Origin of the sequence: Synechococcus sp. CS-205 (assembly GCF_025128255.1) — a bacterium.
Taxonomy (GTDB): Bacteria; Cyanobacteriota; Cyanobacteriia; order PCC-6307; family Cyanobiaceae; genus Regnicoccus_A.
On record NZ_JAHLZB010000039.1, the window covers coordinates 16,091 to 38,424 of the forward strand.

The 22,334-nt window shown below is 67.5% G+C and carries 28 protein-coding genes and 1 tRNA gene; 12 read left to right on the plus strand and 17 right to left on the minus strand.

Features of this window, described 5'->3' with window-relative positions; all coding sequences use genetic code 11:
• The first annotated feature begins 20 nt into the window (after nucleotides 1-20).
• The 5 genes from KQ297_RS09985 (at nucleotide 21) to proC (ending at nucleotide 3,458) form a co-directional block, all read left to right on the plus strand.
• A complete protein-coding gene (locus KQ297_RS09985; RefSeq protein WP_259739286.1) occupies nucleotides 21-953 on the plus strand; it encodes a CbiQ family ECF transporter T component in 933 nt (310 codons plus the stop codon).
• A gap of 22 nt (nucleotides 954-975) precedes the next feature.
• Nucleotides 976-1,254 carry a PipX family protein gene (locus KQ297_RS09990; RefSeq protein WP_185467237.1) on the plus strand — a complete coding sequence of 93 codons (279 nt, stop codon included), beginning with the start codon at nucleotides 976-978 and terminating at the stop codon, nucleotides 1,252-1,254.
• Nucleotides 1,255-1,280: 26 nt separating this feature from the next.
• Nucleotides 1,281-1,952 (plus strand): YggS family pyridoxal phosphate-dependent enzyme, encoded by a 672-nt coding sequence (locus KQ297_RS09995; protein ID WP_259739287.1) that lies wholly within the window; start codon nucleotides 1,281-1,283, stop codon nucleotides 1,950-1,952.
• A gap of 94 nt (nucleotides 1,953-2,046) precedes the next feature.
• Nucleotides 2,047-2,646, plus strand: a complete 600-nt coding sequence (locus KQ297_RS10000) for a cell division protein SepF (protein WP_185467235.1) — start codon at nucleotides 2,047-2,049, stop codon at nucleotides 2,644-2,646.
• 35 nt (nucleotides 2,647-2,681) lie between these two features.
• Nucleotides 2,682-3,458 (plus strand): pyrroline-5-carboxylate reductase, encoded by a 777-nt coding sequence (proC, locus tag KQ297_RS10005; RefSeq protein WP_399251595.1) that lies wholly within the window; start codon nucleotides 2,682-2,684, stop codon nucleotides 3,456-3,458.
• On the opposite strand, the gene plsY is transcribed toward proC, so the two are convergent.
• From plsY to KQ297_RS10030, 5 genes are all read right to left on the minus strand, one after another.
• Entirely contained in the window at nucleotides 3,455-4,096 is a 642-nt protein-coding gene (gene plsY / locus KQ297_RS10010; protein WP_259739288.1) for a glycerol-3-phosphate 1-O-acyltransferase PlsY, read from the minus strand. The two genes, proC and plsY, sit on opposite strands and share 4 nt — an antisense overlap.
• On the minus strand, nucleotides 4,093-5,031 hold the full coding sequence (locus KQ297_RS10015; RefSeq protein ID WP_259739289.1) for a DUF3086 domain-containing protein: 939 nt from the start codon (nucleotides 5,029-5,031) through the stop codon (nucleotides 4,093-4,095). Before KQ297_RS10015 ends, plsY begins: the two co-directional genes overlap by 4 nt.
• Entirely contained in the window at nucleotides 5,028-5,483 is a 456-nt protein-coding gene (locus KQ297_RS10020) for a DUF3119 family protein (protein WP_259739290.1), read from the minus strand. Before KQ297_RS10020 ends, KQ297_RS10015 begins: the two co-directional genes overlap by 4 nt.
• A gap of 78 nt (nucleotides 5,484-5,561) precedes the next feature.
• Nucleotides 5,562-6,311, minus strand: a complete 750-nt coding sequence (locus tag KQ297_RS10025) for an ABC transporter permease (protein WP_185467231.1) — start codon at nucleotides 6,309-6,311, stop codon at nucleotides 5,562-5,564.
• Entirely contained in the window at nucleotides 6,308-7,720 is a 1,413-nt protein-coding gene (locus tag KQ297_RS10030) for an MFS transporter (protein WP_259739291.1), read from the minus strand. The genes KQ297_RS10025 and KQ297_RS10030 overlap by 4 nt, the downstream gene beginning before the upstream one ends.
• A gap of 100 nt (nucleotides 7,721-7,820) precedes the next feature.
• Here KQ297_RS10030 and KQ297_RS10035 point away from each other — a divergent pair.
• The 5 genes from KQ297_RS10035 to KQ297_RS10055 all read left to right on the plus strand — a co-directional run bounded on the left by KQ297_RS10035 (nucleotide 7,821) and on the right by KQ297_RS10055 (nucleotide 12,784).
• Nucleotides 7,821-7,891 (plus strand) — tRNA-Gly (locus KQ297_RS10035).
• Between the two features lie 214 nt (nucleotides 7,892-8,105).
• On the plus strand, nucleotides 8,106-9,314 hold the full coding sequence (locus KQ297_RS10040) for a hypothetical protein (RefSeq protein WP_259739292.1): 1,209 nt from the start codon (nucleotides 8,106-8,108) through the stop codon (nucleotides 9,312-9,314).
• Between the two features lie 129 nt (nucleotides 9,315-9,443).
• Entirely contained in the window at nucleotides 9,444-11,858 is a 2,415-nt protein-coding gene (locus tag KQ297_RS10045) for a TOTE conflict system archaeo-eukaryotic primase domain-containing protein (protein WP_259739293.1), read from the plus strand.
• A gap of 16 nt (nucleotides 11,859-11,874) precedes the next feature.
• Entirely contained in the window at nucleotides 11,875-12,195 is a 321-nt protein-coding gene (locus KQ297_RS10050) for a DUF1778 domain-containing protein (RefSeq protein WP_259739294.1), read from the plus strand.
• A 4-nt stretch (nucleotides 12,196-12,199) separates the two neighbouring features.
• Nucleotides 12,200-12,784 carry an N-acetyltransferase gene (locus KQ297_RS10055; RefSeq protein WP_259739295.1) on the plus strand — a complete coding sequence of 195 codons (585 nt, stop codon included), beginning with the start codon at nucleotides 12,200-12,202 and terminating at the stop codon, nucleotides 12,782-12,784.
• On the opposite strand, the gene KQ297_RS10060 is transcribed toward KQ297_RS10055, so the two are convergent.
• The 12 genes from KQ297_RS10060 to KQ297_RS10115 all read right to left on the minus strand — a co-directional run bounded on the left by KQ297_RS10060 (nucleotide 12,750) and on the right by KQ297_RS10115 (nucleotide 19,208).
• On the minus strand, nucleotides 12,750-12,986 hold the full coding sequence (locus tag KQ297_RS10060) for a helix-turn-helix domain-containing protein (RefSeq protein WP_259739296.1): 237 nt from the start codon (nucleotides 12,984-12,986) through the stop codon (nucleotides 12,750-12,752). The two genes, KQ297_RS10055 and KQ297_RS10060, sit on opposite strands and share 35 nt — an antisense overlap.
• Nucleotides 12,986-13,741, minus strand: coding sequence for a KilA-N domain-containing protein (locus KQ297_RS10065; RefSeq protein ID WP_259739297.1), 756 nt, complete (start codon nucleotides 13,739-13,741; stop codon nucleotides 12,986-12,988). The genes KQ297_RS10060 and KQ297_RS10065 overlap by 1 nt, the downstream gene beginning before the upstream one ends.
• Before the next feature lie 44 nt (nucleotides 13,742-13,785).
• Complete coding sequence (locus KQ297_RS10070; protein WP_259739298.1) at nucleotides 13,786-14,091, minus strand: hypothetical protein; 306 nt, start codon at nucleotides 14,089-14,091, stop codon at nucleotides 13,786-13,788.
• Nucleotides 14,091-14,678: a hypothetical protein gene (locus tag KQ297_RS10075; protein ID WP_259739299.1), complete on the minus strand. Its 588-nt coding sequence runs from the start codon at nucleotides 14,676-14,678 to the stop codon at nucleotides 14,091-14,093. Before KQ297_RS10075 ends, KQ297_RS10070 begins: the two co-directional genes overlap by 1 nt.
• Nucleotides 14,671-14,916 (minus strand): hypothetical protein, encoded by a 246-nt coding sequence (locus KQ297_RS10080; RefSeq protein WP_259739300.1) that lies wholly within the window; start codon nucleotides 14,914-14,916, stop codon nucleotides 14,671-14,673. Before KQ297_RS10080 ends, KQ297_RS10075 begins: the two co-directional genes overlap by 8 nt.
• On the minus strand, nucleotides 14,913-15,437 hold the full coding sequence (locus tag KQ297_RS10085) for a hypothetical protein (protein ID WP_259739301.1): 525 nt from the start codon (nucleotides 15,435-15,437) through the stop codon (nucleotides 14,913-14,915). The genes KQ297_RS10080 and KQ297_RS10085 overlap by 4 nt, the downstream gene beginning before the upstream one ends.
• Nucleotides 15,394-15,678 (minus strand): hypothetical protein, encoded by a 285-nt coding sequence (locus KQ297_RS10090; protein WP_259739302.1) that lies wholly within the window; start codon nucleotides 15,676-15,678, stop codon nucleotides 15,394-15,396. Before KQ297_RS10090 ends, KQ297_RS10085 begins: the two co-directional genes overlap by 44 nt.
• A 90-nt stretch (nucleotides 15,679-15,768) precedes the next feature.
• Nucleotides 15,769-16,488, minus strand: a complete 720-nt coding sequence (locus KQ297_RS10095) for an XRE family transcriptional regulator (protein ID WP_259739303.1) — start codon at nucleotides 16,486-16,488, stop codon at nucleotides 15,769-15,771.
• A gap of 244 nt (nucleotides 16,489-16,732) precedes the next feature.
• Nucleotides 16,733-17,113: a VRR-NUC domain-containing protein gene (locus tag KQ297_RS10100; protein WP_259739304.1), complete on the minus strand. Its 381-nt coding sequence runs from the start codon at nucleotides 17,111-17,113 to the stop codon at nucleotides 16,733-16,735.
• Between the two features lie 119 nt (nucleotides 17,114-17,232).
• Complete coding sequence (locus tag KQ297_RS10105) at nucleotides 17,233-17,502, minus strand: Txe/YoeB family addiction module toxin (RefSeq protein ID WP_259739305.1); 270 nt, start codon at nucleotides 17,500-17,502, stop codon at nucleotides 17,233-17,235.
• Entirely contained in the window at nucleotides 17,499-17,741 is a 243-nt protein-coding gene (locus KQ297_RS10110) for a type II toxin-antitoxin system Phd/YefM family antitoxin (RefSeq protein WP_190545118.1), read from the minus strand. Before KQ297_RS10110 ends, KQ297_RS10105 begins: the two co-directional genes overlap by 4 nt.
• 21 nt (nucleotides 17,742-17,762) lie before the next feature.
• Nucleotides 17,763-19,208 carry a DEAD/DEAH box helicase gene (locus tag KQ297_RS10115; RefSeq protein ID WP_259739306.1) on the minus strand — a complete coding sequence of 482 codons (1,446 nt, stop codon included), beginning with the start codon at nucleotides 19,206-19,208 and terminating at the stop codon, nucleotides 17,763-17,765.
• A 103-nt stretch (nucleotides 19,209-19,311) separates the two neighbouring features.
• Between KQ297_RS10115 and KQ297_RS10120 the strand changes: the two genes are divergently transcribed.
• Entirely contained in the window at nucleotides 19,312-19,506 is a 195-nt protein-coding gene (locus tag KQ297_RS10120; RefSeq protein WP_259739307.1) for a hypothetical protein, read from the plus strand.
• Between the two features lie 15 nt (nucleotides 19,507-19,521).
• Entirely contained in the window at nucleotides 19,522-22,227 is a 2,706-nt protein-coding gene (locus KQ297_RS10125; RefSeq protein WP_259739308.1) for a primase-helicase zinc-binding domain-containing protein, read from the plus strand.
• Nucleotides 22,228-22,334: the final 107 nt, after the last annotated feature.

Sequence of the window (22,334 nt, forward strand, 5' to 3'; positions counted from 1 at the left end):
CTCCTGATGGTGCGCCACTGATGGACTGGCTGCGTCAGCTGCCGATTGGCCAGTATGTCGATGGGCAGAAGGGATGGTTGAGGCGGCTCGATGCCCGCCTGAAGCTGGGCTGGACCGTGGCCTTCCTGATCACCCCGATCCTGGCCGGACCCCTGTGGCGCCTGGCCCTGGTGGCCCTGCTGCTGCTGATCACGGCCGTCTGCGGACTGCCCTGGCGCCTCTGGCGGCGGAACCTGCCGGTGCTGCTGGCCCTCTGCCTGCTGGTGGGTCTGCTGGCGTCGCTGGTGCCTGTGGGAGTCGTGGCCTCCGCCGGCGCGATGCGCTCGCCCCAGGAACTGCAGCTGGCTCCCACACCCCAGGGGCAGCCAGCCCCGCAGCGTCAGGGCCTGAGCTGGGAGGTGCTGCGCTGGGGCCCCATCCAGCTCGGTCCTCTGCCGATCGGTCCGCTGGTGGTGAACCGCCGCTCCGCCAAGCTCGGCCTCAACAGCGCCACGCTGCTGTTCACCCTCCTGCACAGCGCCAATCTGCTGCTGCTCTCCACCCCGCCGGAGGAACTGGTCTGGGCGCTGAGCTGGGGGATCACCCCCCTGGGCGCCCTGGGCCTGCCGGTGGAGCGGCTGGGCTTCACCCTGCTCCTCTCCCTGCGCTTTCTCCCCCTGGTGCAGGAGGAGTTCCAGAACCTGCTGCGCTCGATCGCCACCCGGGCCGTGAATCTCAGGAGCCTGGGCTGGAAAAGTGGCTTCGGGCTCGTGCTGGCCGTTGCGGAGCGGTTGCTCGCCAATCTGCTGCTGCGCTCCGAGCAGGGGGCCGAAGCTCTGATGGCCCGCGGCGGCCACTGGGTGCCACCTGCGCAGATGCGGCTGGCCCGCCGGGCGGCCCGGAGTCTCAATCTGGTGGCGGCAAGCGCACTTTTTCTGTTTCTTGGACTGCGCTGGCAGTACGGTGCGCTGTAATTGGTAGCCATTGCATCCGACAGTGAGCGTCGACGCCACCACCGAGCGTTATCTCAACCATCCGACGTTCGGGCTCCTCTACCGGGTGGCTCCTGCGGGTCAAGGTCGTGATCTCTTTGCCACCCTCTACGCCCAGCGGATGTTCTTTCTGGTGACCCTGCAACCGCGCGGGGCCCAGTTCGAGGTGATTCCGCTCATGGATGCCCGCCATGTGGCGGAGCAGAATCTGGCGCGGGCACGGCGGGATGGCAGTGCCCAGCTGCCCCGCTGGCGTCAGCTGTTCGATCAGACCTTCATCTGATCCCGATCTTCCCCCGAACTGACGGGATGACCGACGCCACGGCAGCCTCCACACCCGCGGACTCCCTGGCCCGGCGGTTGAAGGCCCTGCAGCTGCAATTGCCGCCGCAAGCCAGATTGCTGGCGGTCAGCAAGGGCCAGCCGGCGGCCCGCCTGCGCGAGGCCGTGGCCCTCGGGCTGCGCAGCTTCGGCGAAAGTCGCCTGCAGGAGGCCCAGGCCAAGCAGGCGGAGCTCAGCGACCTCGAACCCCTCGACTGGCATTTCATCGGCCGGCTCCAGGCCAACAAGGCCAGGGGCGTGCTGCGCCACTTCGGCACGATCCATTCCGTCGACAGCCTTTCCCTGGCGGAGCGTCTGCAGCGGATCGCCGCCGAGGAGCAGCTCAGCCCGCGGGTGCTCCTGCAGGTGAAGTTGCGGCCGGATCCCGGCAAGACGGGCTTTGATCCTCGGGAGCTCGAGCAGCACTGGCCCCAGCTGCGCGGGCTGGCTCCTCTTCGCCTGGTGGGCCTGATGACCATCGCCCCGCTGGGGCTGGAGGCCGACCAGCGCTTCAGCCTGTTCCAGGACTGCGCTGCGCTGGCCGCGACCCTGGGCCTGACGGAGCTTTCCATGGGCATGAGCGGTGACTGGCCGGAGGCGGTTCGGGCCGGCAGCACCTGGGTGCGGATCGGCTCGGCCCTGTTTGGCCCACGGCCCTGAACTGTGTTTCGGAAATCGGTATCCAGGATGTGTCCAGTTGCAACCAAAGGCGTGGGACGCTAAGTAAGTACATCTCCATCCGAAGGTATCCACGGTGTCGTTGTTCTCCCGCCTGCGTGCCGTCGTTTCCGGAGACGACTACCTCGACGGCGACTACGACGACGAACTGGACTATGACCCCGGCGACGAGCCATCCAGCTCGGCTCCACCCAGTCGTGGGTCCCTCTCCAGCAGCAGTGCCCTCGCCCTGACGAGCGACTTCGGTGCAGACGATCCCTTTGGCTCCGTGAGCTCCCCCAGCAATGTGATCGGCATGCCGGGGCTTTCGTCCTCAGCGGCGGAGGTGACCCTGATGGAGCCGAGGAGCTTCGATGAGATGCCCCGTGCCATCCAGGCCCTGCGCGACCGCAAGACCGTGATCCTCAACCTCACGATGATGGAGCCAGATCAGGCTCAGCGGGCCGTTGATTTCGTGGCGGGTGGCACCTTCGCCATCGATGGCCACCAGGAGCGGGTGGGCGAGAGCATCTTCCTGTTCGCCCCCAGCTGCGTCACGGTCACCACGGCCAGTGGTGAGGAGCCCTCCTCACCCACGATCGTTCCCAGCCCCGATTCCTCCGGCGCCGAGGCCGATCCGGCCGCTCCCAGTCCCGCTTGGGGGCGTCAGGACTCCGCCACCGGTTTCGGCCTCTGACGCCTTCCGGTCTCGGCGTGATCGGCCTGGGCCGCATGGCCCGGGCCCTGCTGATGCCGCTGCTTGAGCAGGGGATCATCCCCCGTGATCAGGTCCAGGCGGTGGTGGGCAGTGAAGAGTCCGCCCGGCGTCTCCAGGCTGAGCTCGGGGTGGCCGTGGGGTGTGATCCCTCTTCCGCCTGGGCTGCTCCTGTGGTGTTGCTGGCGGTCAAGCCCCAGTTGCTGGAGGTGGTGGCCTCCGCCGCGCCGCCACCGCCGCCAGCTGGTCAGGAAGCACCCCTGCTGCTCTCCGTGCTGGCCGGGGTCACCCTGGGGCGGCTGGAGCAGGCCTTCCCAGGCTGGCGATGTGTCCGGGCCGTACCCAACACCCCGTGCCTGGTGGGCGCCGGAATCACGGGCCTGGCCTGGGCCGAAGACCTCCCCGCCGAACAGCGCCGGTGGGTGCGCGATCTCTTTGCCAGCGTCGGGGTGGTGAAGGTGTTGCCGGAGAGCCAGCTGGATGGGCTGCTGGCCCTGGCCTCTTCCGGTCCGGCCCTGGCGGCGGTGCTGCTCGAGGCGCTGGCTGATGGCGGTGTGGCCTCAGGGCTGCCTCGGGCGCTGGCCCTGGAGCTGGCCCTGGGCATGATGAGCGGCTCGGTGGCGCTGCTGCGGGAGCAGGGTCTGCACCCGGCCCAGCTCAAGGACATGGTGGCCAGCCCGGCCGGCACCACGATCGCGGCTCTGCGGGAGCTCGAGCGGGGAGGGGTTCGCGGTGCACTGATCGAGGCCGTGCTGGCGGCGGCGGAGCGCAGCCGGGCCCTCAATTCCGGCTAGGGCTTCTGCCCCAGGCGCGGCTCTTCTCCCGCCAGCACCCGTTTCAGGTTGCTGCGGTGACGCCAGACCACCAGCACGGTGGTGAGCAGGGCCAGGGCCAGGTAAGCCGGCCTCAGACCTGTGCCCGCTGCGGCAAAGGATCCCAGCATCAGCAGGGGCAGGCTGAGGGCCGCCACCACACTGGAGAGCGAAACGATCCGACTGAGGGTGAGGCAGGCCAGAAAGGTGCCGAAGCAGGCCAGACCCACCGCGGGCACCAGGCCGAGCAGCATCCCCAGCCCCGTGGCCACGGCCTTGCCCCCTTTCCAGCCCAGCCAGATGGGCCAGCTGTGGCCCGCCAGGGCCGCCAGGCCGGCAGCCACCACCCACCAGTCGGTGCTGGGGGTGAACCCCGTTGGCTGGAGCAGGGCCTTGGCCAGCAGCACGGCGGCGCTGCCCTTGAGCACATCCACCAGGAACACCACCAGGGCAGGACCCTTGCCCAGTTGCCGCAGCACATTGGTGGCGCCGGTGGATCCCGATCCCAGCTGGCGCAGGTCGATCCCGGCGAGCCAGCGGCCGGCCAGCCAGCCCGTGGGCAGCGACCCCAGCAGGTACCCAGCCGCCAGCACCAGCAGCGGCAACAGGGGAGAGCTCATGCCAGGTCCTGCTCCAGGGCCAGTTCGTCGGGGGCGGCGGCAAAAGCGAGCCAGAGGGGGAACTGAAGCACCGGGATGTCGACCACCTGCTCAGCGGCATCGACCACGATGAAGGGCAGCTCGCCGCGCTCCTCAAGCCGGTCGGCCCGCTCGATCAGGGCATCGGGGCGCTCGAACAGCACGATGCCGCTGTTCGGGCCGAAATCTTCCTTGGCAAGGCCCAGGCAGTCCTGCAACCCGCGGCGCCATTCACCGAGCCGCTCCGGCTCTCCGGCCAGCACCAGGGTCTGGAAGCGGTCGCCGTAGAGGTCCCCGAGGATCGCCACGGCCCCGGCGGTGATCAGGGCATTGCGGTTGCGGCTGCCGCTGCTGGCCTGGGCTCCCCGCCCGCCCTGGTTGAGGAACCAGTCGTCGAGCAGGGCCGCGGCGGCAGGTTCGAGGCTGCGCCGCAGTTTCCAGGGATCGGCGTAGAAATCGGGCTGGCCCTGAAAGAGGGCCAGGCGATCGCGGATCAGCTCGGCGTCCTGGCTGAACTGGCCCGCCGCCGCCGGAGGGCTCTGCTGGACCACCGGCGAGGCTGTCGGCATCGCCTCCGGCGCAGGGTCCAGGGGGGAGGGCTGCACCTGCAGCGGCTGCACCACCAGGTCCATCAGCTCCGCCTGGCCGGCCAGATCCTGCAGAGCCACCACCAGGTAGTCCTGGAAACCCTTGAGCCGGCGGGCGATGCCGTCGGCCCGGCCGCTGAGGGTTCCATCGAGATCCTGCTCCAGTTGCTTCCGTCGCTGTTCCAGGGCCTCGATCTCGGCCAGCAGGGCCGCTCGCCGCTCACGCAGGTCGATCAGGGCCAGCTCCATCAGGGCTGTCCGCTCCCCCCCCTGCTCAGGGGGGGACTCGGCCACCGCTTCAGGGGGCGTGGTGGGCGTGGAATCGCTCATGGCAGGCTGCTGAGGTGGAGTTCCAGCTGCTGGCGCAGGGCGGTGGCATCAAACAGCACCGGCAGCAGGTGGGGGCTCCGCCGTTCACGGAAATACAACAACACCGGCAGCGGCCACCAGAACAGTGTCCAGGCGGTCCATTCGCTGTAGGGGAAGCGGCGCAGCAGCGTGGAGCGGCTCCACACCAGCAGGGCATCGCTGCTGAACTGCAGCCGCAGCAACAGGGTCTGCAGGAGGAGAAACAGTCCGAGCAGTCCCACCACCCCGGCCGCAATCGGCGCCCAGCTCCAGATGCGTTGCAGGGGCACAAGCGCCAGGCCGATGGCGATCACGCCCAAGGGGACCCAAGGCCGTGGCGCCAGGATGGTTCCGGCGGCTGGATCGGGGCCGCTCAGGGCTGCGGGTTCGCTGGTTTCCGGGCTGGTCCCCGGAGGACTCAAGGGAGAGGTCATCACCCCATGCTGCAGTGCCTGCCCCCCACCTGACCAGCACGCCTCCGTCGGAGCCCCGCCGCGACCCCTCCAGCTGCCTCAGGTCCCGAACAACACCTGGGTGAGGACCACGTCCACCAGGCTCACCGTCACCAGGATCATCACCACGGCGCCGGTGGTGCTGGTGCCCACCTCCTTGGGGCCGCCCCGGGTGGTGAGGCCCCAGCCGCAGGCGATCACCGCGATCTGCAGGCCGAACACCAGGGCCTTGACCAGCATCGAGGGGAGGTCGGAGGGCTCCATCCAGGTGCGGACAGAGTTCCAGAACACCGAGGGGGGGATCGAGTACAGGAACGTGCTGCTCACCTGGCCCGACCAGACCCCCACCACGAAGAACAGCAGGCACTGCACCGGCGCCATCACCACCATCGCCAACACCCGGGGCACCACCAGGTACTCCACAGGGTCGGTGCGCAGCATCGTGATCGCATCGATCTGCTCGGTGACCTGCATCGTGCCCAGCTGGGCGGCGAAGGCGGTGGCCACTTTCCCTGTGAGCAGAGTGGCGGTGAGCAGAGGGGCGATCTCCCGCGCCAGACTGAGGGCCAGGATGCCGCCCACGGAGAAGCCGGCACCCTGGCTGGTGAGTTCGGCCGCCACCTGGATGTTGAACACCGTGCCGACGGCCAGGGCGGTGATGAACACGATCAGGAAGCTGCCGGGTCCGGCTTCGAGCATCTGCTCGAACAGATCGTTGATGTTGAGGCGGCCTTTGGCGAGGGCCGAGATCGCCTGACCGCCGATCAGGGCACTGCTGCCCAGGCGCTGCAGCCAGCGGGGGAGTCTCATGGTTGAAGCACCGGCCTGCGACGGCGCCGTTCGGGCCAGCGTCGCATCACCACCAGCCCCACCAGGATCAGCACCACCGGAATGATGCCCATGCACAGCCTGATCGTGAGCAGGGCGGAGTCGGGCTGGAGCAGGCCCCGAGCCGCTTTGTAGCCGCTGATGCTGAGGATGTTGCCGAGGACGAACACCGCCACACCGATGCCCAGCTTCTGGGTGATCACCATCCAGGCGGTGTAGAGCCCGGCGGGCTTGTCGGGATCGGCATCGATGGCATCGGGCAGCAGGGCCCAGGGGATCAGGTAGGCGGTGGCGGCTCCGAGACCCACCAGCAGGATCGTGGCCACCAGCAGCGACAGGTTGAGAATGTTGCCGGCCGAGCCGGTGGGAGAGACCTCAGGGTTGAGGGGCACCAGCACCATCGCCGCCATGCAGCCCACCATCCAGAGCCCCACGCCCCAGCGCAGGGCATGGACGCGGCCGTGCCAGTAGGCCACCCAGCTCCAGAGCTGCAGCCCGGCGAGGGCACTGAGCTGGAAGGGAATCAGGATCCAGGTGCTCCAGCTCTCGGGGATGCGCATCACCACCGTGAGGAAGATCAGCGACACGGGTTGCATCAGCTGAAGGGCGCCCCAGAGCAGCAGGTAGAGACCCAGCACCCGCAGGAAGCGGCCGTTGCGGCTGATCCGCCGCAGCTGTTGGCGGATCGGTTCGGGATGGCCGCTGGGGCGTTGACAGTTGCGGGCGTAGGGGGCCAGTCCCCAGGCGCAGACCAGGCTGGTGACGGTGATCAGTCCACCGGAGATCAGCCCCATGCGCTGGTAGCCCGCGGCGCCTCCGCCCACCAGCAGGGCCCCCAGCACCAGCCCGCTCAGACCAGCGATGATCGAGCCGGTGAAGCGCAGGGCGTTGAGCCGGGTGCGCAGGGGGGTGTCGGTGGTGAGCTCGCAGGCCAGGGCCGCGTAGGGCAGGTTGACGCAGGTGTACAGCGCCATCGCCACCAGCTGGATCAGCACGAAGAAGCCGAACTTCTGCCAGTCGTTGCCGGGGGGCACCCACCACATCGCCGCCATGCCCAGCCCGAGCGGCACGGCACTGCCTGCGATCCAGGGAATGCGGGGACCCCAGCGGCTCTTGGTGTGGTCGCTGAGGAACCCGACGATCGGGTCGTTGATGCCGTCCCAGAGCTTGATCACCATCAGCACCAGGCCCGCCATCCAGGCCGGCAGGCCAGCAACCCCGGTGTAGAAGACGAACAGGTAGAACCCGAGCAGGGTGGCGGCCATGCCGGTGCCTGCATCGCCGAGTCCATAGGACCAGAGCATCCGCCGCCGGTCCCCGCCGCTGAGGCTGGAGACATCGCTGACTTCTCTGGGCGCCTGGGGGCACAGGGTGGTCTCGGGGGAGGTCAAGAAGGGTTGTCCCAGGCGCAGGCCATAATGCTGCAGATAAGCGTTCGCAACGGCCGCTGGGGCCGGGACGAGCGCTCACCGTAGGTACATTTGTACTGGTGCGGGCGTAGTTTAGTGGTAAAACCTCAGCCTTCCAAGCTGATGATGCGGGTTCGATTCCCGCCGCCCGCTTCCTTTTCTCAATAAGGGCTTTCAGCCTAAAGTCCTTGCTGCGACTGGCGTTAGGGCTTCCAGTCTGTGCCAGCGCCTGTTTGGCCGTGCCAGGCTGTGAGACGAAACATCTCACCAAACGTCTCACATGCCGGCGGCCCGTGGCTGGGAGGTGACGATCAGGGCCGTCGTGTCTCACGCGCTGTCTCAAAGGGGCTGCCGCAGGGGCTGGACGGTGCTGAATCACCGTGGTCATGCGCGCCTGAACATTGCTGCTGGTGCTGGTGGGGGCAAGCGTCGCCAGGTGCTGCTGCCGATCCCCTGGGAGTGCGACCAGGTCGATCAGATCCGCGACGCCGTGGTTCAGGTCTACGACGAGTTCCAGCAGGGCATCGAGCCTGATGCCTGCGTTGCCCGGATGCCCCGTGCGGAGGAGCAGGGCGCAGATGGGGCGGCAGTGCTCCGACCGGCCTCGAGCCAGGGTGGCGGCGCCAGGCATCGAGGTGGTGCGGCGCTCCACGCTCCTGGGGACTGGGATGCCTTGATTGCAGCCTTCCGGGAGCACAAGCTGATCAGTGGCGAGATCAAGCCATCGACCTGGCATCGGGTCTACCGGCACCACATGAACCACGTGCTCGGTGCCGTGGCAGTGGCGGCCCCGCCTCAGAACGCCAAGCAGCTGCTGGAGGCCCTGGCCAGAATCTGGGCGGATAAGCCAGGCGGGCGCACCCGCCAGATCCAGATTCAGTCGACCGCTGCCCTGTTGCGTTGGGCCGTGGCGGAGCGACGGCTGGGTGAGGACTGGGAGCCGCCGCAAGACCTGTCGGTGTTCGTGGGGCGATCGCGTACAGCCAAAGCCATCACGACGCCGTTGGAGGTGGAGCACATCCTCGCGTTGGTGCGGGCCATCCCGGATGCCCGCTGGCGATTTACCTTTCAGCTGATGGCGGCTTATGGACTCCGCCCGGAGGAGCTCCAACATCTCCAGCTCCGCCAGGGTCGCCTTTGGTGCATGTATGAGAAGGTCGCTTCCCGCGGCAAGACCCGGCCAAGGGTGTTGCGGCCTCTGCCCTGTGACGACTGGGCTGACGGTTGGCGCCTGGAGGAACGCTTCCCAGCCCAGGAGCTGCCGCCCATGCAGCCGGGATTGGGTGGCGGCTATGTGGGCCACTACCTGATGAATCGGCCACTCTGGAAGGAGCTACGCCGTGAGTACGAGGCCAAGGGCGAAAAGCTCGTTCCCTACTCCTGTCGCCATGGCTACGCCCACCGCGCCCATGTGATCTGCGACCTGCCTCCCAAGGTCGTGGCCGCGGCGATGGGGCACAGCGTGCAGACCCACCTGGCGGCTTACAGCCGCTGGTGCGGGGACGATGTGGTGGATGACGCTTTTGCTAAGGCGGCCCGCAGACTGGATTCTGGACCACCTTTGGAAGCTGCCTAGCTGATCTGAGGACTCGTCGCTCCTGGCCATCGAGCGCAGACGTCAGCTAACAGTAAGTGTCGTGGCGGTGGGCAAGCGGGAGCGCAATGCTGGCTACCGGCAGCCTGACCAGCGCTGAGGCTCTAACCCATGGCCGTCACCATGCACCCTGAGCTGGATCAGCTGCGCCGGGAAAACGCTCGTCTGATTGGCCTGCTGGAGGCTCACGGCATCGCCTGGCGCTCCAGCGAACCCCCGCGGTCGGAACCACCCCCGGACTCAGCTCAGCCCGCTGCCAGTGCTCCCGGTTCGGCGGAGCAGAAGGTGGCACTGTTCCGTCGTTTGTTTCGCGGTCGTGACGACGTCTATGCCCTGCGCTGGCAGAGCCGCAGCAGCGGACGCTCTGGGTATGCACCGGCCTGCGCCAATGAATGGCAACCCGGCGTCTGCGAGAAGCCCAGGATCAGCTGCCGCGACTGCCATCACCGGAAGCTGTTGCCCCTCACCGATGCGGCGATCTACGGCCATCTGGCCGGCGAACACACCCTCGGCCTCTACCCCCTGCTGGAGGACGACACATGTCATCTGTTGGCAGTGGATTTCGATGAGCAGGACTGGCGCGAGGACGCCCGGGCCTTTCTGCGCTCCTGCCGGGAGCTGGCGGTGCCGGCCGCCCTGGAGATTTCCCGTTCCGGGGAGGGCGCTCATGTGTGGGTGTTCTTCGAAGAGGCGGTACCAGCCCGAGAGGCCCGTCAGCTCGGGGCAGCCCTGATCAGTCACACCTGTCAGGCATCGCGCCAGCTGCAGCTGAGCTCCTACGACAGGCTCTTTCCCAATCAGGACAGCATGCCCAAGGGGGGCTTCGGCAACCTGATCGCCCTGCCGCTGCAGAAGGAAGCCCGGCAGCGGGGTTGCAGCGTGTTCGTGGATGACGACCTGAATCCCTATCCCGATCAGTGGGCCTATCTGGCAACCCTGCAGAGGTTGTCGGTGGCGGGGCTGCAGACCTTGATCCAGAGCGCCACGGGCGGTGCCCATTCCCTCGATCTGGCGTTCATCGACGAGGAGGACCTTGCGACTCCCTGGAAGGCAGCGGTGCCGCTATCGCGGCTCAGGGGACCGCTGCCCACCTCCCTCAATCTCACCCTGGCTGATCGCCTCTATGTGGAGCGCTCGGGCCTGCCGCAGCCACTGCTCAATCGCCTGATCCGCCTCGCCGCCTTCGCCAACCCGGCCTTTTACAAAGCCCAGGCAATGCGCCTGTCGGTGTGGGACAAACCGCGGGTGATCGGCTGCGCCGAGAACTTTCCCCAGCACATTGCCCTGCCGCGGGGCTGCCTGGAACCCGTGCAGACCCTGCTGCAGGAGCAGGGGATCAACTGGGAGCTGGTGGATGAACGGCAAAACGGCTCACCGCTGGAGCTGGTGTTCACGGGCCTACTTCGTGATGACCAGGAGGCCGCCGTGGAGGCGATGCTGCTCCATGACATCGGCGTGCTGCAGGCGCCGACCGCCTTCGGGAAAACGGTGGTGGCAGCAGCGATCCTGGCGCGCCGCGGTGTCAACACCCTGGTGCTGGTGCATCGGGCTGAGCTGCTGCGCCAATGGAAGGAGCGGCTCCAAGCCTTCCTGGATGTCGCTCCTGAGGCGATCGGTTGCATCGGTGGTGGCAAAGCCAAGCCCACCGGCCAACTCGACATCGCCGTGATGCAGTCGCTGGTGCGGAAGGGAGAGGTGAACCCTGTGGTGCAGGGCTACGGGCAGGTGATCGTCGACGAATGCCACCACATCGCCGCCGCCTCCTTTGAAGCGATCCTCAGGCAGGTGAAGGCCCGCCACGTGCTTGGGCTGTCGGCCACCCTGGTGCGCCGGGACGGTCTGCAGCCGATCCTGTTCATGCAGTGCGGTCCCATTCGCCACACCGCCCAGCGACCTGCCGGGGCGCCCCAGACCCTGGAACTGGTGAGCCGCACCCATCAGCTCCCAGCACTACCCGCCGATCTGCCGATTCAGGAGCTGATGCGCCGGCTGGCGGAGGATCAGCGCCGCACCGAATGCATTGTGGTCGAGGCCCTGGCTGCCTGGGAAGAGGGCCGGAAACTGCTGCTGCTGAGCGAACGCACGGATCACATCACAGCGATCGCCGGCGCGCTGACCGAGGAGCTGCCAAACCTGTTTCTGTTGCATGGCCGCCTGAGCGCTCGCCAGCGCAGCGCCACCCTGGCCGCGCTGGAGCAGCTGCCTCCTGAGGCGCCCCGCATCGTGCTGGCCACTGGGCGACTGGTGGGGGAAGGGTTTGACCATCCTCCGCTCGACACCCTGCTGCTGGCGATGCCCGTGTCCTGGAAAGGCACGCTGCAGCAATACGCCGGCCGGCTGCACCGGCAGCAGAGCGGCAAGACCAGCGTCCGCATCATCGACTGGCTCGATATTGGCCATCCGGTGCCGCAACGCATGTGGGAGCGGCGGCTGCGGGGCTACCGGGCGATGGGGTACGAGCTGACCTCGACGCGGCAGCCCCTATTAGGCGGCGCTCATGTACGGCCATCCCCCGTACAATGGTGAAGCTTCCTCGTGTGCCATGTCGTCGGTCGAGACCACGCTCCATGCGGCGATCGAAGCGATCGACGAGCCCCGCTCCGCTCGGATGGATCAGCGCACCAAGCCCTCGGTGAAGGCCAGCATTGAGGCGGCAGCAGACCTGATGGGCATTGAGGCCTCTGCCTTCGTGGTCATGTCGGCGTATGCGCGTGCCCAGGAGCTGCTCAGTGGTAGGCAGCAGACCCTGCTCAGCCAGGGCGATCACCAGGCTCTGCTCGCCGCCCTCGACGAAGAGACCACGCCAACGCCCGCCCTGCTGGAGGCCTGGCAGCTGCACCAGGACCAGGTCGTGCGCTCCTGAACCGGTGGCTTACCGGATCGAAGCTTTTGACCCTGGCCTGCACGACACCAAAGACTTCCGCTGCGGCAGCGACAGCCAGGACAACTTTCTGCGCCGCACCGCCAAGCGGCAGCAGCGTGATGGCTACACCCGGCTCTACGTCGCCACTGACACCGCCCAGGCAGGCGAACCTCGGGCCTGCCTCGGCTTCTACGCCATCAATGCCCATGCCATCGGCGTGGCTGATGTCCCTGCCGATGCTGTCCCGCGGGCACCACGCTCGAATCTGATTCCAGGCGTTTTTCTCAGTCACCTCGCTGTCGACCGGAGACACCAAGGCAAGGGGTTGGGGCGCATCCTGCTGGTGGATGCCATGCAGCAGTGCCAGCGGGCGGGGCAGATCCTCGGGGTGCGGCTGATGTTGCTCGATGTGGCGGGCGCCGCTAGAGACGCGGAACGCGCACGCCTGCACAGCTTCTACGCGTCGATGGGGTTCCGGCCCCTCCCAGGACGACCGGAGCGGTTGTTCATCACCCTCAGTGCTCTTCCGCCTCCGCAATCGGGCGGATCAAGCATCAGAGGCGCAGATGCCGCCGGCTCCAGCCGGTGATGGTGGCCTCCACATTCTCGAGGTGCCACTGCAGTGGCCCCCGGCCCTGGGTGCAGCCCCAGCGGCGGTAGTGCTTACCGGGGGTGAGCACCCCCCGCAGCCGCAGCTGGCGGAGGGTTTCGCGGCTCATCCCCAGAGCTGCGCAGGCTTCTGCGGTCGTCACCCAGACCCGGTGACGTGCAGCTGTTGTCGGCGTGTCCATCAGCCTCCAGTCAACTGGGCGCGGAAGCGCTTGAGGGTGTCGATCAACCAGGAGCGGCGATAGCTCTTGACCTGGCGCGGGGCCCCATCAACAAACTGTTGGCGGCGCGGGGGGTCTTCGCCGAACTCCTCGCGGTAAGCCCTGGCTACGAGCTTGCCGGCTGCGCAGAACTGGCTACGCGGCAGCACTTGTTGAAACACCTCCAGCCAGGCATCTCCCAAGGTGAGCTCCTGGTCAGTCGGGGCGCCGGGCAGCAGACCCGAGCTCGCGGTGAGCACGTTGCTGCGCACGATGTCCTTGAACAGGAGCTGATCGCGTTCATCCAGGCCGCCGAGGCGCTCAAACAGGACGATGCTGCATTCCACCAGTCTGATCATCTCGGCTTCCCGGAGCCGGGGCGCAGCAGTCGTCTCCACCGGTGCAGACTGCGCCTGCTGGACGCTCTCCAGGAACCAACCGTCCATCCAGACCGCGAACGGTGCGCTGATCCAGCGGGCGAGGTCGACTGCGACCTGGGGATGGACCCAGGTACCGCCGCCCTGGCCCTGGCGGGACTCGATCAGGTCAAACATCCGAATTTCGGAGGTTTCAGCCAGGGCATCGAGATAGGTCTGGCAGCGGTCGCTTTCCCGGTACTTCGACCATTGCTTGCCGTTGGCCCTGCACATGGCTGTGGCATTGACGTAGCCATCGGTGGTGCGCCGAGAAATTGGCGTGCCGTTCCAGGAGCGGGAGACCAGAGCAGGGTGATTCATCGAGGCGACAGGTGCAGCGGAATGGGACGACGTCGTCGTGGTGTTCATCGGTCTGAAAGCGATGTGACGGGTGGGAGCTCAGCGGCATCACTGCCGGAATCGGAGCGGAAGACGGTGTTGGGGCTGGTGACTGGCCGCGGCGGTACGGGCCCGGCGAGCACGAGCAGCAGGGTGCTGAGCTGAAACGCCAGCCCCAACAGCACCAGCCCGCGAAGGAAAGACAGGCTGGAGGCCGTGACCATGACGGTGGGCCTGCGGGTGCGGCAGAACGCAGGCAGCTGGGGACCGGGCCGGTGAGGGGGCCTCCCGCTCCAGGCCCCGGAGTTGATGCCCTGACGATCGAGCGGCATCAGAACAACTCCTCGCCGTCATCGGCCCCATCAGCTGCCCAATCACTGGCCGCGTTGCCGGTGGTGGTGTAGCCCTCGACCTCCTCAAACCCGTCGGTGGGATCCACCTGCTCGTAGGGCACGAACTCAACGACCTGAACGGCGCGGGGCTGGAAGGTCATGCCGCAGCCGTTCTCGCCGTCCCAGTCGTAGATGTCGAAGGCCACCACAACCTTGGAGCCGTTGCCGATGGCGGCCCCATCCCAGGGCTGCTTCTTGGCATCGACCATGCGCGGCCCCTCGGACAGGGAGCCATCGCGCCGCTGGAACTGCGGCACCTTGAAGCGCACCACCGTGATCTCGCTGGGCTTCTCCTTGTCGGGCTTCCAGGGGAAGCCTTTCTCGGCGCGGCGCTTGCGGCTGCCGTGCAGAGCGATGAACTGGTCCTCCATCGCCAAGAGGAAGGACTGGGCCTTCTCGTCGCTGTTGGGAAGCAGCAGATCGGCCGTCCAGGCCTTGGGTTTGCTCTTGTCGAGCTGATGCCTGGGGGTGATCAGGTGAGCCCAACGCACTTCAGCGAGGGGCGTGCGGAAGATGTCTTTAGCCATGGGATGAATCGGTGGAATCTTGGTGTTGATCGAATGGGGGAAGGGGCGGCAGGTCAAAGCGCTCGCGCAGCAGGTGATGCACCGCTCCGCTGGCTGAGATGTTGTGGCGCTCCATCACCTCGCGGATCCGTAGGTACACATCGGTGCGCACCTGGGTCTGGATGAAATGGCGACCAGCCTGAGAACGGGGCTGCTCGCCATAGCGGCGTGGCGGCCGGGGGCGATGGCTTGTGCTCATGGGCCTGGCTCCGCTGGAGCTGCCGCCTGCACCTGGCCTTGCGCTTCTGCGAGGAAGAGCTCGATGAAGTCGCTGTGCTGCCGTTGGGTGATGCGATCACCGATGGAGCGGGCATTGCGCGGCACCTGGAAATGCTCGCGGAAAGCTTTGGTCAGCTCCTGACGGCTCGCCTGGGGCAGTTCGAGGACGCGGCGGTGAACCTCGCTGACCTCCTCAGGGGAGAGGGGAGCCAGGGCTGGATCACCGTCTGCGGGACTGCCATCAGCACAGGAGTCAGCCAGGGGTACTGGCTCCTGTGGAGACTGATCGTCGGCTTGCGGATCTGGGCAAGCCTGCTGCGTAGAATTCACATCAGACTTTTCGACCGTCTGCTTTTCGGCATTTGCATTGGGCTGTACAGCCCGAGCCTGCGAAGACACAGGAATGCCCAGCAGCATGGCCAGCATCAGGCCGGTGGTTTCGGCCAGATCGCTGGCCTCATCCGCCCAGGACTCGCTGCAGAGCTCGGGCGCCGGCGACATGCATCACCGTGACCTGCAGCCTGGAGCGGCCTTGCTGCTCACGCAGCTGGGCGGACCAGCCGATGCCGCTGCGGAAAGCGGGGCGGGCTGAATGCACCACCTCCGCCAGATCGGCAGCGGTGATGGGGGACACCTCGGCCTGGAAGCAGGCCAGGGCATGGGTGAGCTCTTGCTCGGGGGTGGCGTGGCCCAGGTCAGCCGGCAGGGGCTCGGCGTCCGCGGGCCTGGATGGTGGAACCATGGCGGATCGAATCGGGCGGTTGCCCGCTGATCCGGATCTTAGAGCTCTTTGTTGGAAGCCGCACTCACAGCGGCTGTTAATTCCTAGCCATCAGGCTGTGACTGGCTTCTTGCCTTTGCGGCCGCTGGACTTGGTGCCCTTTCTGTTGGCGGCCTCCCACTGGTCCAGCCAGCGCTTGGGCAGGTAGAGGTCGCCCTCGATCCACAGCGGCGCCAGCTCCTCCGGTTTGTAGTCGCCGAAGCCCGTGAGCACGGCAAAGAAGCGCTTGCGGTGCTCTTCGCTGGCCTCGACCGCCAGGGAGTTGAGGGCGTCGCTTGGCTCCAGCCCGCACTCGTCGACAACCCGGCGCATCTGGTTGCGCCACTTGCTGGAGAGCTCCGTGGCCTTGCGCTGACCAACGGTCGGCGCGGGCGTAGTGCGGAACGCTTCCGGCACATCTCTCAGGCCGCAGTAGCAGGCCCACAGTTCCAGTGGCGTCCAGGCCGGGCATTCGTCGTCGCCCAGCGGGATGGCGCCTTCCAGCTTCTCTTTGATCGCCTGGGTCTTGACCGGGCCCCAGTCCTTCTCGGCGATTCGGCGGTTCAGTTCGCCCAGCTGCCAGAAGGCCTTCTGGCGCAGCTCGCCGGCCTTGCCCTGCTCGATCACCGAGAGGTTGCCGTAGGAGATCGCATCGAAGCCGGCCTCTTCCGCCCAGCTGCAGGCGGTGTATTGGGTCCAGCCGTTGGTTCTTCGCCAGTTCAGCAGCATCCGACCGAACGCTGCGCGGTTCTCCTCCTGGCGCTCAAGCAGCTCCGCGTAGGTGATGGCCACGTTCAGGATCCTGAATGGGATTTCCCAAACCATACGGCAAACTTGGCACTCCTAGTCACTTCCTGACACGACCTGGCATATCAGGTCTGATCTTGTCCGAGCCTCTGCAGGATCTGCTTGGCAAGCTGCCCAGTGATGATCTTCCCTTTCTCTGCCTGCAGCCTCAGAGCAAGGGTGTAGGGGTGCTCGCCGGGATGGGCCTGTGCGAGACGGTTCAGCCGCTGCTGCAGTTCTGCCGGATCCATCAGTGTCCCAGCGGCACATGCCTCGGCGCGGCAAGCAGCTGCTCGGCTTCCTCCACAGAGCGGCAGGCCGCGGCCATGCCGCCGAGCTGCTGCACCAGCCGCAGGAAGGCCCGCTGCTCTGGGCTGAGCACGCCCTGGGCTGTCTTGACCTCCAGGGCGACGAACTGGGCGAGCCGTAGGCCGACCAGCTCGGGCGTGATCTCCAGCGACCGCAGACCGATCAGATCGCTGCTGCCCTTGCACAGCCCGAAGCGCACGAAACGGCCCTGCTGATCGACCAGGGCACCGGTGTTGTTCCGCCAGAGCCGCACCGACCCGCGGCCGCAGGCCAGGCGAATGCGCTGCTGGATCTCGTGTTCGCTGGGAGAGGAGGAGGCCATGCCTCCTGTTGCCGGGCTGGTTGACAGCTATCAGCAGGTATTGGCTGATCAGCAAATACCTGGCTTGTATTGGCTGATCTGGCTCGGCCGCCAATACGTCCTGATCGCGAACGGCGCGCCTACTCGTAGTGGGACCATAGTCTCAGCACCTTGACGATTCCTTCCTCGCGGAGCACCTGGTAGACGAGCCGGTGCTGGATGTTGATGCGCCGTGAGCAGGCTCCGCGCAGCTCCCCGACCAGGGCTTCATAGGGCGGTGGCTGCTGATAGGGGTCAACGGCCAGGAGTTCCAGCAGCGCCTGGGCTTTCTGCTTGAGCGCCGGAGAAGCGGAGGCGAGCTTGCGGGCGTCCTTCTGGGCTTGCTTGGTGAAGAGAACGGTCCAGCTCACCAGCCCGGTTCGCTGCTCAGCTCCGAGACCTCGGTGGCCATGCCTTCCAGGATCGATTCGCGCATGCCTGGGATCGAGACCAGATGCAGGGTCTCCTGGATGGCGCGCCAGTCGTCTTCCGAGAGCAGGACGGCATTGCCTCGCTTGCCGGTGATCTGCACGGGCTCGTGGGACTGGCCCACCTCATCGATCAGGGCGTACAACCGCTTGCGGGCTTCTGTGGCTGAAACGGTGGTCATGGCATTCCTGCTGCCCGTACGTCAAAGCGTACTGCTTCTAGCCGTGGTTCGCTGCCGTGCCGCCCAGGCGTGCCTGGCCCAGCCGGGCTTGTAGCCCCGCTCCTGCTCGCGCTGCAGCAGCTCCTCGAAGGTGCGGCAGCCTGCGGCCGGGTGCGTGCGCCGCGGCTGTTGCTGCTTGGGCTTGGGCCGGTGGCGGGCTGCGCCTGTGACTTCCACCAGTTCACCCTCAAGCTGCAGGACCCCTCGCCGCAGCTCATCGCGCTCATCGGTCAGGAACAGATGGCCGCAGTCGGGGCAGACCTGCGCTGCGCTGGGGCAGCTGCAGAAGCAGACCGGGCAGTCCTTGATGGGGATCGAGACGCCCTCGCGGCGGCGCCGCCCGGCCAGGTTCCAGTCGCGCTCATCGGTGGGCAGGCCATGGCGATGGGCGTTGCCGACGTGATCGAGGATCACGGCTTCCTGTTTCCCAGGTGCGGGACGGAGGGCACGGCCGACCATCTGCAGATACAGGCTCAAGGAGGCGGTGGGGCGCATCAGGATCGCGCCGCCGACTGAGGGGATGTCGGTGCCCTCGGAAATGATCATGCAGCTGCTGAGCACCTCCACCTCCCCAGTGCCGAGCCCGGCGATCAGGCGTTTGCGCTCTTCCGCTGGGGTGCCGCCGCTAACCATCGCTGCGCGAATTCCCGCACTGCGGAAGGCCGCGGCCATCTGCTCGGCGTGCTCGATCGTGCAGCAGAAGCAGATGGCTGTGCCCGGGTGCAGCCGGCGGCGGTAGTGGGAGACGGCATCGCCGATGGCGGTCCGATCGCCAAAGGCGCGTGCTGCCTGCTCGAGATCAAACTCGCCCATGCGCCGGCGGAGCTCGGGGCCCTGCCCCTTGCTGTTGTTGGCACCTGGCCAGGAGAACACCTTGGGCCTGGCCAGCCAGCCCTGTTCGACCAGCCAGGCGGCTGAGGGCCCCAGCACCAGGGCCTCGAAATAGCCGCCGGCCTCCACGCCCAACCCTTTGCCGTCGAGGCGTTCGGGGGTGGCGGTCTTCCCGATCAGGTGGGCCTCAGGCCAGGCGTTGATGACGCGGCCCCAGGCATTGCCGGCCACCAGGTGGTGGGCCTCGTCCTGAATGATCAGATCCGGCGCCGGCAGCCGTTTGAGCCGCCGCACCACGGTCTGCACTGAGCCCACCGCCACCTGCCGGCCCAGCAGCTGGTGGCCGGGGGCGATCACGTCGGGCTCCAGGCCCCAGGCCCTCACTGTGCCGGTGAGCTGGTCGATCAGCTCAGCCCGATGGGCGAGCACCAGCACCCGCCGGCCCTTGCCCGCCGCCCCTTGGACGATGGCGCCGATGGTCTGCCCCTTGCCCGCACCGGTGGGCATCACGGCGCAGACCCGCCGGTGGGCCTTGAGGGCGGCGCGGAGCTCGGCCAGCAGCTGCTGCTGGTAGTCGCGCAGAACGATCGGGACCATGGGCGGGTCGACAGGCTTTGCACTGAGTCGGGTGCCTCAGAGATGTTCAACTTATCAAGCTCTGCTAGGTGCGCTTAGGCTGTGCTCAGAAATCCAGGCATTCATGGCTTCCTTTGCGCCACCTCTGAGCGTCTCCATCACCGAGGCGCAGCTGGCTTGGCTTGACCAGCGCCGCTTGCACGGAACCCTCAGTCGCTCGGCGGTGCTGCGCCAGGTGATCGACGCGGCGATCGCTGCAGAGCAGGCCGGCCCGGCCCTGCCGGGGCCACTGCTTGTGGCAACCGCTGAGCGTCGTTGATCCGCAGCGACAGCCATGGCAACCGACCTGATGACTGCGGCCAACGGCCGCTGGCGCGAAATCCTTGAGGCGCTGGCAGGACTGCCTGCCGAGCAGCTCAGCAACCGCCACCAGCCCTGCCCCGCCTGTGGGGGGCGGGATCGCTACCGCTTTGACGACCGCGATGGCAACGGTTCCTGGTTCTGCAACCAGTGCGGTGGCAAGGACCACCTGGGCGGTGGGGGAACCGGGATGGACCTGCTGATGCGGGTGCGCCGGTGGAGCTTCCGCCTGGCCTGTGAGGAGGTGGAGCGCTATCTCGGTCTGGAGCCGCAGGGGAATGGCCTGCATCGGCCCCAGCCGGTGTCCAGCGGCAACGGCAGCGGAGGCAAGGCCCCTGCGGCCACAGGACTCCCCGGCCACGGCAGTCGGCCCTGGCGCCAACCCGAGGTGCCGCCTGCTGACGCCGCGCCGCCAGAGCTGGAGCGGGGTGCGATCGCCCAGTGGTGTTATCGCGACGCCAGCGGCGCCCAGTTGTTCTGGATTCAGCGGCTCTGCCCTGGCCGCAGTGGCCGCAAGGGCTTTCTGCATCGGGTCTGGCTCGATGGCGGCTGGCACCGCCCCAGCCGCCGCGATCCCTTCTCCTGCGAGTGGCCGGCGCCACGGCCCCTCTACGGACTGCCGCGCCTGGGCCAACGCTCAGAAGCACCGGTGCTCGTGGTGGAAGGAGAGGGAACGGCCGATGCCGCCGCCCGGCTGTTCCCAGAGCACGTGGTGATCAGCTGGGCCAACGGCACCAACGCAATCGGCAAGGCCGACTGGCAACCGCTGGCCCCACTGGGGCTGACGGGGCGGGCGGTGACGCTCTGGCCCGATGCCGACGCTCCTGGCCGCAAGGCCATGGCGCGGCTGGCTGCTCTGTTGAGGGATCAGGGCTGCCTCGTGCAGCTGGTGGACCCGTCAGCTGAACTCCCGCAGGGCTGGGATCTGGCTGACGCCAACTGGACCCTGGCAGAAGCAGCCGAGCACCTGCAGCAGTGGTTGCAGCCCCTGCCAGCAGAGGCCGCAAGACCGGCAGGGGCGTCAGATCCGGAAGACCAGGAGCCCGCTTCCGATGAGCCCCCTGCTGGTGGCGGCACCGGGGATCCGTTTCAGTGCCTCGGCTACGACGGTGAGGCCAGCTACTACCGCTCCGGCCGCAGCGGGCAGGTGCTGCGCCTGGCCCGCTCCGCCCACACCGCCACCCACCTGGTAGCCCTGGCGCCGCTGCGCCACTGGGAAACTCTCTACCCCAGCCGTACGGGGGTGAACTGGGCGGCAGTGGCCAGCGACCTCTACGAGAGCTCGATCGCCGCCGGCCTCTTCTGCCCGGAGCGCGTCCGCGGCCGCGGGGCCTGGTGGGACGACGGCCGGCCGCTGCTGCATCTCGGTGATCGCCTGGTTTCTGAGGAGGGTGAGCAGCCGATCACGGCCCCCTATCGCTCGCGGTTCGTCTATCAGCGCATGTCACGCCTTGATGGGCCCGGTGATGTGGCACCGCTTTCGGTGCAGGAGGCGGCGGTGATCGTTGGCATCGCCAACCGCTTCCGCTGGGATGTGCCGGCCTCCGGCACCCTGCTGGTGGGCTGGGTGGTGCTGGGCCCGATCTGCGGCTCGCTGCGCTGGCGTCCCCATATCTGGCTCACCGCCGGTGCCGGTTCCGGCAAGAGCGCGATCCTCGATCGCTATGTCACCCCGCTGCTGGGGGACTTCGCCCTGCTGGTGAGCGGTTCCACCACAGAAGCGGGGCTGCGCCAGTCGATCGGCTCCGATGCGGTGCCGGTGGTGTTTGACGAGGCCGAGAGCAACGAGCGGCCGGATCAGCAGCGCATGCAGGGCATCCTGGCGTTGGCGCGGGTGGCCAGCAGTGAGAGCGGCGCCGCCCTGCTCAAGGGTTCTCCCAGCGGTGAGGTGAGCCGCTATCGGGTGCGCTCGATGTTCCTGCTCAGTTCGATCGCCACCGCCCTCAAGCAGGGGGCCGACCACAGCCGCTTTGCCCAGCTCAGCCTGCGCAACCCCGCCGATCTGGCCAAAGCCGAACGCGAGGCCCACTGGGCTGGGTTGGATCGGGACCTTGAGCGCCACATCACCCCAGAGCTGGGCCGGCAGCTGATCGCCCGCACCGTGGGCCTGATCCCGATGATCCGTCAGGCCGCCGGGGTGTTCACCCGCGCGGCGGCGCGGCATTTCGATTCTCAGCGCCTCGGCGATCAGTACGGCACCCTGCTGGCCGGCGCCTGGTCACTGCTCAGTGATGTGGCCCCCACTGAAGCGGAGGCCGAGCTCTGCATCGCTTCCCACGAGTGGGAGAGCTACAGCCAGAGCACCGAGCTGGCCGATGAGCAGCGCTGCCTGCAGATGATCCTGCAGTACCCCGCCAGGGTGGAGTGCGCCGATCGCACCGTGACCCGCACCATCGGCGAGCTGGTGGAGCTGGCGGCCCACCAGGCCCACGACCTGGAGATCAGCGCCGAGCTGGCGGCCCAGACCCTGGCTCGCCAGGGACTCCGGCTGGAGCAGGACCAGCTGCTGGTGAGCAACACGGCCCAGCCGATCGGAGCGATCCTGCGGGAAACGGCCTGGGCCAATGGCTGGTCGGTGCTGCTGCTGCGGCTCAGTGGCGCCCAGCGCCGCGGGCCGGTGCGCTTCTGCGGCGCCGGCATGGTCACACGCGCGGTGGCCATCCCCCTGGCGGTTCTCTGAGCGCCCATGTCATTGCCACAAGCGCCGGAAACACCCTGCAGTTATGGCCAGACCGCCTGCAGTGCAGTCGTTCTCGGTGGCTGTAACAGCGTGACGGTTTGGCTGGG

Coding starts and splice junctions, on each gene's coding strand:
- KQ297_RS09985 (WP_259739286.1), top strand. CDS start 21: ATGGACTGGCTGCGTCAGCTGCCGATTGGCCAGTATGTCGATGGGCAG.
- KQ297_RS09995 (WP_259739287.1), top strand. CDS start 1,281: ATGACCGACGCCACGGCAGCCTCCACACCCGCGGACTCCCTGGCCCGG.
- proC (WP_399251595.1), top strand. CDS start 2,682: ATGGCCCGGGCCCTGCTGATGCCGCTGCTTGAGCAGGGGATCATCCCC.
- plsY (WP_259739288.1), bottom strand. CDS start 4,096: ATGAGCTCTCCCCTGTTGCCGCTGCTGGTGCTGGCGGCTGGGTACCTG.
- KQ297_RS10015 (WP_259739289.1), bottom strand. CDS start 5,031: ATGAGCGATTCCACGCCCACCACGCCCCCTGAAGCGGTGGCCGAGTCC.
- KQ297_RS10020 (WP_259739290.1), bottom strand. CDS start 5,483: ATGACCTCTCCCTTGAGTCCTCCGGGGACCAGCCCGGAAACCAGCGAA.
- KQ297_RS10025 (WP_185467231.1), bottom strand. CDS start 6,311: ATGAGACTCCCCCGCTGGCTGCAGCGCCTGGGCAGCAGTGCCCTGATC.
- KQ297_RS10045 (WP_259739293.1), top strand. CDS start 9,444: ATGGCCGTCACCATGCACCCTGAGCTGGATCAGCTGCGCCGGGAAAAC.
- KQ297_RS10050 (WP_259739294.1), top strand. CDS start 11,875: ATGTCGTCGGTCGAGACCACGCTCCATGCGGCGATCGAAGCGATCGAC.
- KQ297_RS10060 (WP_259739296.1), bottom strand. CDS start 12,986: ATGGACACGCCGACAACAGCTGCACGTCACCGGGTCTGGGTGACGACC.
- KQ297_RS10065 (WP_259739297.1), bottom strand. CDS start 13,741: ATGAATCACCCTGCTCTGGTCTCCCGCTCCTGGAACGGCACGCCAATT.
- KQ297_RS10070 (WP_259739298.1), bottom strand. CDS start 14,091: ATGCCGCTCGATCGTCAGGGCATCAACTCCGGGGCCTGGAGCGGGAGG.
- KQ297_RS10075 (WP_259739299.1), bottom strand. CDS start 14,678: ATGGCTAAAGACATCTTCCGCACGCCCCTCGCTGAAGTGCGTTGGGCT.
- KQ297_RS10080 (WP_259739300.1), bottom strand. CDS start 14,916: ATGAGCACAAGCCATCGCCCCCGGCCGCCACGCCGCTATGGCGAGCAG.
- KQ297_RS10085 (WP_259739301.1), bottom strand. CDS start 15,437: ATGTCGCCGGCGCCCGAGCTCTGCAGCGAGTCCTGGGCGGATGAGGCC.
- KQ297_RS10090 (WP_259739302.1), bottom strand. CDS start 15,678: ATGGTTCCACCATCCAGGCCCGCGGACGCCGAGCCCCTGCCGGCTGAC.
- KQ297_RS10100 (WP_259739304.1), bottom strand. CDS start 17,113: ATGGCCTCCTCCTCTCCCAGCGAACACGAGATCCAGCAGCGCATTCGC.
- KQ297_RS10110 (WP_190545118.1), bottom strand. CDS start 17,741: ATGACCACCGTTTCAGCCACAGAAGCCCGCAAGCGGTTGTACGCCCTG.
- KQ297_RS10115 (WP_259739306.1), bottom strand. CDS start 19,208: ATGGTCCCGATCGTTCTGCGCGACTACCAGCAGCAGCTGCTGGCCGAG.
- KQ297_RS10120 (WP_259739307.1), top strand. CDS start 19,312: ATGGCTTCCTTTGCGCCACCTCTGAGCGTCTCCATCACCGAGGCGCAG.
- KQ297_RS10125 (WP_259739308.1), top strand. CDS start 19,522: ATGGCAACCGACCTGATGACTGCGGCCAACGGCCGCTGGCGCGAAATC.